5 protein-coding genes are annotated in these 5,804 nt (G+C 33.8%); all 5 read left to right on the forward strand.

Features of this window, described 5'->3' with window-relative positions:
• The first annotated feature begins 217 nt into the window (after positions 1–217).
• Complete coding sequence (gene pyrR / locus RWN11_RS06610) at positions 218–742, forward strand: bifunctional pyr operon transcriptional regulator/uracil phosphoribosyltransferase PyrR (RefSeq protein ID WP_204641508.1); 525 nt, start codon at positions 218–220, stop codon at positions 740–742.
• A 194-nt stretch (positions 743–936) separates the two neighbouring features.
• Positions 937–1,818, forward strand: a complete 882-nt coding sequence (locus RWN11_RS06615; RefSeq protein WP_314160966.1) for an aspartate carbamoyltransferase catalytic subunit — start codon at positions 937–939, stop codon at positions 1,816–1,818.
• Between the two features lie 13 nt (positions 1,819–1,831).
• A complete protein-coding gene (locus tag RWN11_RS06620; protein WP_314160967.1) occupies positions 1,832–3,112 on the forward strand; it encodes a dihydroorotase in 1,281 nt (426 codons plus the stop codon).
• A 31-nt stretch (positions 3,113–3,143) separates the two neighbouring features.
• A complete protein-coding gene (gene carA / locus RWN11_RS06625) occupies positions 3,144–4,232 on the forward strand; it encodes a glutamine-hydrolyzing carbamoyl-phosphate synthase small subunit (protein WP_314160968.1) in 1,089 nt (362 codons plus the stop codon).
• A 52-nt stretch (positions 4,233–4,284) separates the two neighbouring features.
• Positions 4,285–5,804 (forward strand): carbamoyl-phosphate synthase large subunit (gene carB / locus RWN11_RS06630; RefSeq protein ID WP_314160969.1); only part of this gene is annotated, 1,520 nt, incomplete at its 3' end.

Genomic DNA, 5,804 nt, shown 5'->3' on the forward strand with positions numbered 1-5,804 from the left:
AACTGGAATTTACTTTGGGAATTAACACATCATTCACACAACTCTAATAATCTATCATACATTTGACAAATCTCTTATTATGGTATATAATATTGATAATTTGAATAACACATCTTTAATGTGATCCAGAGAGGTCAGCAAAGATTTATTAATTGGAAAACCAAGTTTATTTATGCTGTCCTGCTCAATAGAGTAGGCTATTTTTTTGAGGTGAAGTATGAAAAAACGAATTCTTTTCGACGAAACAATGATTTCTAGAATGATTACTAGAATTGCTAATGAAATTATCGAACAAAACAAATTAGATGATATAGTTTTAGTAGGTATTCAAACTAGAGGAATTCATATTGCCAAAAGATTAAAACAAAAAATCAAAGAAATTGAAAATACTAATATTCCAGTAGAAACACTTGATATAAAATTTTATCGAGATGATTTAGAAAAAATAAGTGAAGAACCTGAAATAAAAGTTCCACGTTTTAAACTTGATTTGACAAACAAAGTTGTAATTATTGTAGATGATGTTCTTTATACAGGAAGAACTGTAAGAGCGGCGATAGATGCTATTATGGATGCTAGTCGTCCAAAAGCAATTCGACTTGCAATTCTTGTAGATAGAGGACATAGAGAACTGCCAATTAGAGCAGATCATATTGGAAAAAATATTCCTACTTCAAGAAAAGAAAATGTACAAGTTCATTTAAATGAAGTAGATGATGTTGAAGAAATATTATTAATTTAAATATAAAATCTTTTTAAGGTAGTCCAGAGAGGCTAACAAGGGATTGAATTTAAAGTTTATACTTTATTTGAGGATAGTTATATTTGAGTATAACTATGCCCAGATAATAACTTGAATTTAATAGTTGATGAACAGTCATACCTTGTAGCCAAACGGATACAAGGTATTTTTTTATACAAAATGGAGGAAGCACTATGAGAAATATAGTAAAAATGTCAGACTTAACAAATGAAGAAGTTTATCAGCTTATAGAAAGAGCTTTAGAGTTGAAAAATGGTAAACAAGTAGAGCCAAGAGAAGACTTATATGTAGCAAACTTATTCTTTGAAAACTCAACTAGAACGAAACATAGTTTTGAGGTGGCTGAGCACAAACATAGATTAAATGTTATAAACTTCGAGGTTTCAACTTCATCAGTAAATAAAGGTGAAACTTTATACGATACTTGCAAAACACTAGAAATGTTAGGTTGCAATATGTTGGTTATCAGACATGGTCAAGACGCTTACTACAATGAACTGACTAATTTAAATATTCCAATTTTAAGCGGGGGTGATGGTAGTGGAGAACACCCAAGCCAATGTTTACTTGATCTGATGACAATGTATGAGAAGTTTGGAACTTTTGAAAATCTTAATGTAATCATTGCAGGAGACATTAAAAATTCTCGTGTGGCAAGAAGTAATTACAACATGCTTACGAGATTAGGAGCAAGAGTAAGATTTGTTTGTCCTGATATTTTCAAAGACGAGACACTTGGAGAAGTAGTAGACTTTGATAAAGTAGTTGGAGAAGTTGATGTTTGTATGTTGCTAAGAGTTCAACATGAAAGACATGACTCTAAGATGGGACTAAGTAAAGATGAATACCATAATAACTTTGGATTAACTAAAGAGCGCTATGAAAGATTAAAAGAATCAGCAATAGTGATGCATCCGGCACCTGTAAATAGAGATATGGAAATAGCTTCGAAACTAGTTGAAGCACCTAAATCAGTAATCTTTGAACAGATGAAAAATGGGATGTTTATGAGACAGGCAATGATAGAAAAAATAATTAAAGATAATAATTTATAAAGAGGAGAAGTATATGTTACTTTTAAAAAACGGTAAAATTTTAGAAAATGGTGTATTAGTAGAAAGAGATATTTTAGTTGAAGATAAAAAAATTGTAAAAATCTCTGAGAACATTGAAGAAAGTGGAGCTAAGGTATTAGATTTAGAAGGAAAATTCGTTTCACCAGGATTTATAGATGTTCACGTACACTGGAGAGAACCAGGATTTGAATACAAAGAAAACATTTATCATGCTTCAAGAGCAGCTGCTCGTGGTGGATTCACTACAGCAATGCCAATGCCAAACTTAAATCCAGTACCGGATAGCTATGAGAACCTAAAATTACAATTAGATATTATCGAACGAGATTCAGTAATTAGAGCAATACCTTTCGGGGCTATTACAAAAGGGGAAGAAGGAAAAGAATATGCTGATTTTGAAGAATTAGCCGAGCATGTGTTCGCCTTCAGTGATGATGGTAGAGGAGTACAAGATGCTAACATGATGTATGAATCTATGATGGTTGCTGCTAAATTAAATAAAGCAATCGTAGCTCACTGTGAAGATAACTCATTAATCCGCGGAGGATGTATGCACTGTGGACGTAGAAGTCGTGAATTAGATTTACCAGGAATCCCTTCAGTATGTGAAAGTGTTCAGATTGCACGTGATGTTCTTCTAGCTGAAGCAGCAGGATGTCACTACCACGTTTGTCACGTATCTACTAAAGAATCAGTAAGGGTAGTAAGAGAAGCGAAGGCAGCAGGAATTAAAGTAACTTGTGAAGTATGTCCTCACCACCTAATAAGTGATGAAATGGATATTCCAGAAGATAACGGAATGTGGAAGATGAATCCACCGCTAAGAGCACGTGAAGATAGAAATGCCCTTATCGCTGGTTTATTAGATGGAACAATCGATGTAATAGCGACAGACCACGCTCCACATGCTACTCATGAGAAAGACTTATCTATGAGAAAAGCTGCATTTGGAATTGTTGGAAGTGAAACAGCATTCAGCCAACTTTATACGAAGTTTGTAAAAACAGGAGTATTCTCACTAGACTTACTAGTTAAGCTAATGACTGAAAAAGTCGCAGATACTTTCGATTTACCATATGGACGTTTAGAAGAAGGTTGTTTTGCAGACTTAGTAGTAATCGACTTAGAAAAATCATTGAAAATTGATCCAGAAAAATTCTTATCAAAAGGTAGAAACACACCTTATGTTGGAGAAGAAATATACGGAATACCAGTATTAACAATATGTGAAGGTCAAGTTGCATACAAAGATAGCGAAGTATTTGAAGTTTAAAAAATAAAAAACTTAGAAAGAGAGAACAAAGATGTACAGTTACGATAGACAACTAATTTTAGAAGATGGAACAGTATATAAAGGATATGGATTCGGTGCTAACAAAGCACTAGCAGGAGAGGTAGTATTTAACACAGGTATGACGGGTTATCAAGAAACACTATCAGATCCATCATACAATGGACAAATAGTAACATTCACTTATCCATTAATCGGAAACTACGGAATCAACAGAGATGACTTCGAGACAATTAATCCTAGTATTAAAGGACTTATTGTTAGGGAAGTTTGTAAAAAACCTTCTAACTTTAGAACAGAATACAGTTTAGATGAGGTATTAAAAGAACTTAATATCCCAGGTATATCAGGAATTGATACACGTAGTTTAACAAGAAAAATAAGAGAACACGGTACAATCAAAGGAATAATTACTGACCTTTGTATGGATCCAGAAGAACAATTAGAAAATCTTAGAAAAACTGACTTACCAACGAACCAAATTGAACAAGTTTCAACGCAAAAAGCTTTCTTATCTTCAGGAAATGGATATAGAGTAGTACTAGTAGACTTCGGTATGAAATCAGGAATACTTAGAGAATTAAATGAACGTAATTGTGATATCGTTGTTGTACCTCACAATGTAACTGCTGCGGAAATCTTCAGACTTAATCCAGATGGAATTATGTTGAGTAATGGACCTGGAGATCCAGAAGATGTACCTGAAACAATCGAGATGCTTAAAGAAGTTATGCCGAAAATTCCGATTTTTGGAATTTGTATGGGACACCAACTTATTTCATTAGCATGTGGAGCGAAAACATATAAACTTAAATTTGGGCACCGTGGAGCTAACCACCCAGTTAAAAACTTAATAACTGGAAAAGTTGATATTACTTCACAAAACCATGGTTTCAGTGTTGATATCGAATCATTAAAAGATACAGATTTAGAGCTTACACACTTATCAGTGAATGATAAAACATGTGAAGGAGTACGTCATAAAAAATACCCAGTATTTTCAGTACAATATCACCCAGAAGCATCACCAGGACCACATGATCCTAACTACTTATTCGATCAGTTTATAGATAATATGAGAGAATTTAAAGAAAATAAATAGGAAGTAATCTGAGAAATTATAGAGTACCGATGCAAAATTAAGGAGAATAAAAATGCCAAAACGTAATGATATAAAAACAATACTAGTGATAGGATCTGGACCAATTACAATAGGTCAAGCAGCAGAGTTTGACTATGCTGGGACTCAAGCGTGTCTGTCTTTAAGAGAAGAAGGGTATGAAGTTATCTTAGTTAACTCTAACCCAGCGACAATAATGACTGACAAAGAAATCGCTGATAAGGTTTATATGGAACCTTTAACTCTTGAGTTTGTAAGTAAAATTATCAGAAAAGAAAGACCTGATGCATTACTTCCAACATTAGGGGGACAAGTGGGGCTTAACCTTGCGGTAGAGCTGCACAAAAGTGGAATCTTAGATAAATATGGAGTTGAATTACTAGGAACAAAATTAAGTTCAATCGAACAAGCAGAGGATAGAGAATTATTCCGTGATCTTATGAATGAACTTAATGAACCAGTTCCAGAATCAGCAATTATTACAACTCTAGATGAAGCGAGAGAATTTGTTGCTGAAATAGGATATCCGGTAATTGTTCGTCCTGCCTTCACTATGGGAGGAACAGGTGGAGGTATCTGTTACGATGAGAAAGATTTAGAAGAAATAGTAAGTAGTGGATTACATTATTCACCAGTTACTCAATGTTTATTAGAAAAATCTATCGCAGGATTTAAAGAAATTGAATACGAAGTAATGCGTGACTCTAACGATACAGCAATTGTTGTATGTAATATGGAAAATATTGATCCAGTGGGGATTCACACAGGGGATTCAGTAGTAGTAGCGCCTTCTCAAACATTAACAGACAGAGAATACCACATGCTACGTAATGTGTCATTAAAAATTATTAGAGCTTTAAAAATTGAAGGTGGATGTAACGTACAACTTGCACTTGATCCAAATTCATTCAAATACTATATTATCGAAGTTAACCCAAGGGTATCACGTTCATCAGCTTTAGCTTCAAAAGCAACAGGATATCCTATTGCGAAAATTGCTGCGAAAATTGCTGTAGGTTTAACTCTTGATGAAATTATAAACCCAGTTACACAAAACTCATATGCTTGTTTCGAACCAACGCTTGATTATGTAGTAAGTAAAATTCCACGTTTCCCATTTGATAAATTTGAGAATGCGGATAGAAAATTAGGAACACAAATGAAAGCTACTGGTGAAGTAATGGCGATGGGTAGAACTTATGAAGAAAGTTTACTAAAAGCTATCCGTTCATTAGAATATGGTGTGCACCACCTTGGACTACCTAATGGAGATGATTTCACATTAGAAGAAATTATTGACAAGATTAAACAAGCCGGAGATGAAAGATTATTCTTTATTGGAGAAGCTTTAAGACGTGGACAAAGTACAAAAGATATTCACGATATTACAAAAATTGACATGTTCTTCTTAGAGAAAATGCAAAATATCATTGATATCGAACATGAGTTAAAAGACAATGTTGGAAATGTAGATTTACTAGAATATGCCAAAAAATACGGATTCTCTGATAAGGTAATTGCCCACAGATGGGGAGTGACAGAAGATGATATCTA

The sequence above is a fragment of the uncultured Gemella sp. genome, assembly GCF_963519265.1.
Classification (GTDB): Bacteria; Bacillota; Bacilli; order Staphylococcales; family Gemellaceae; genus Gemella.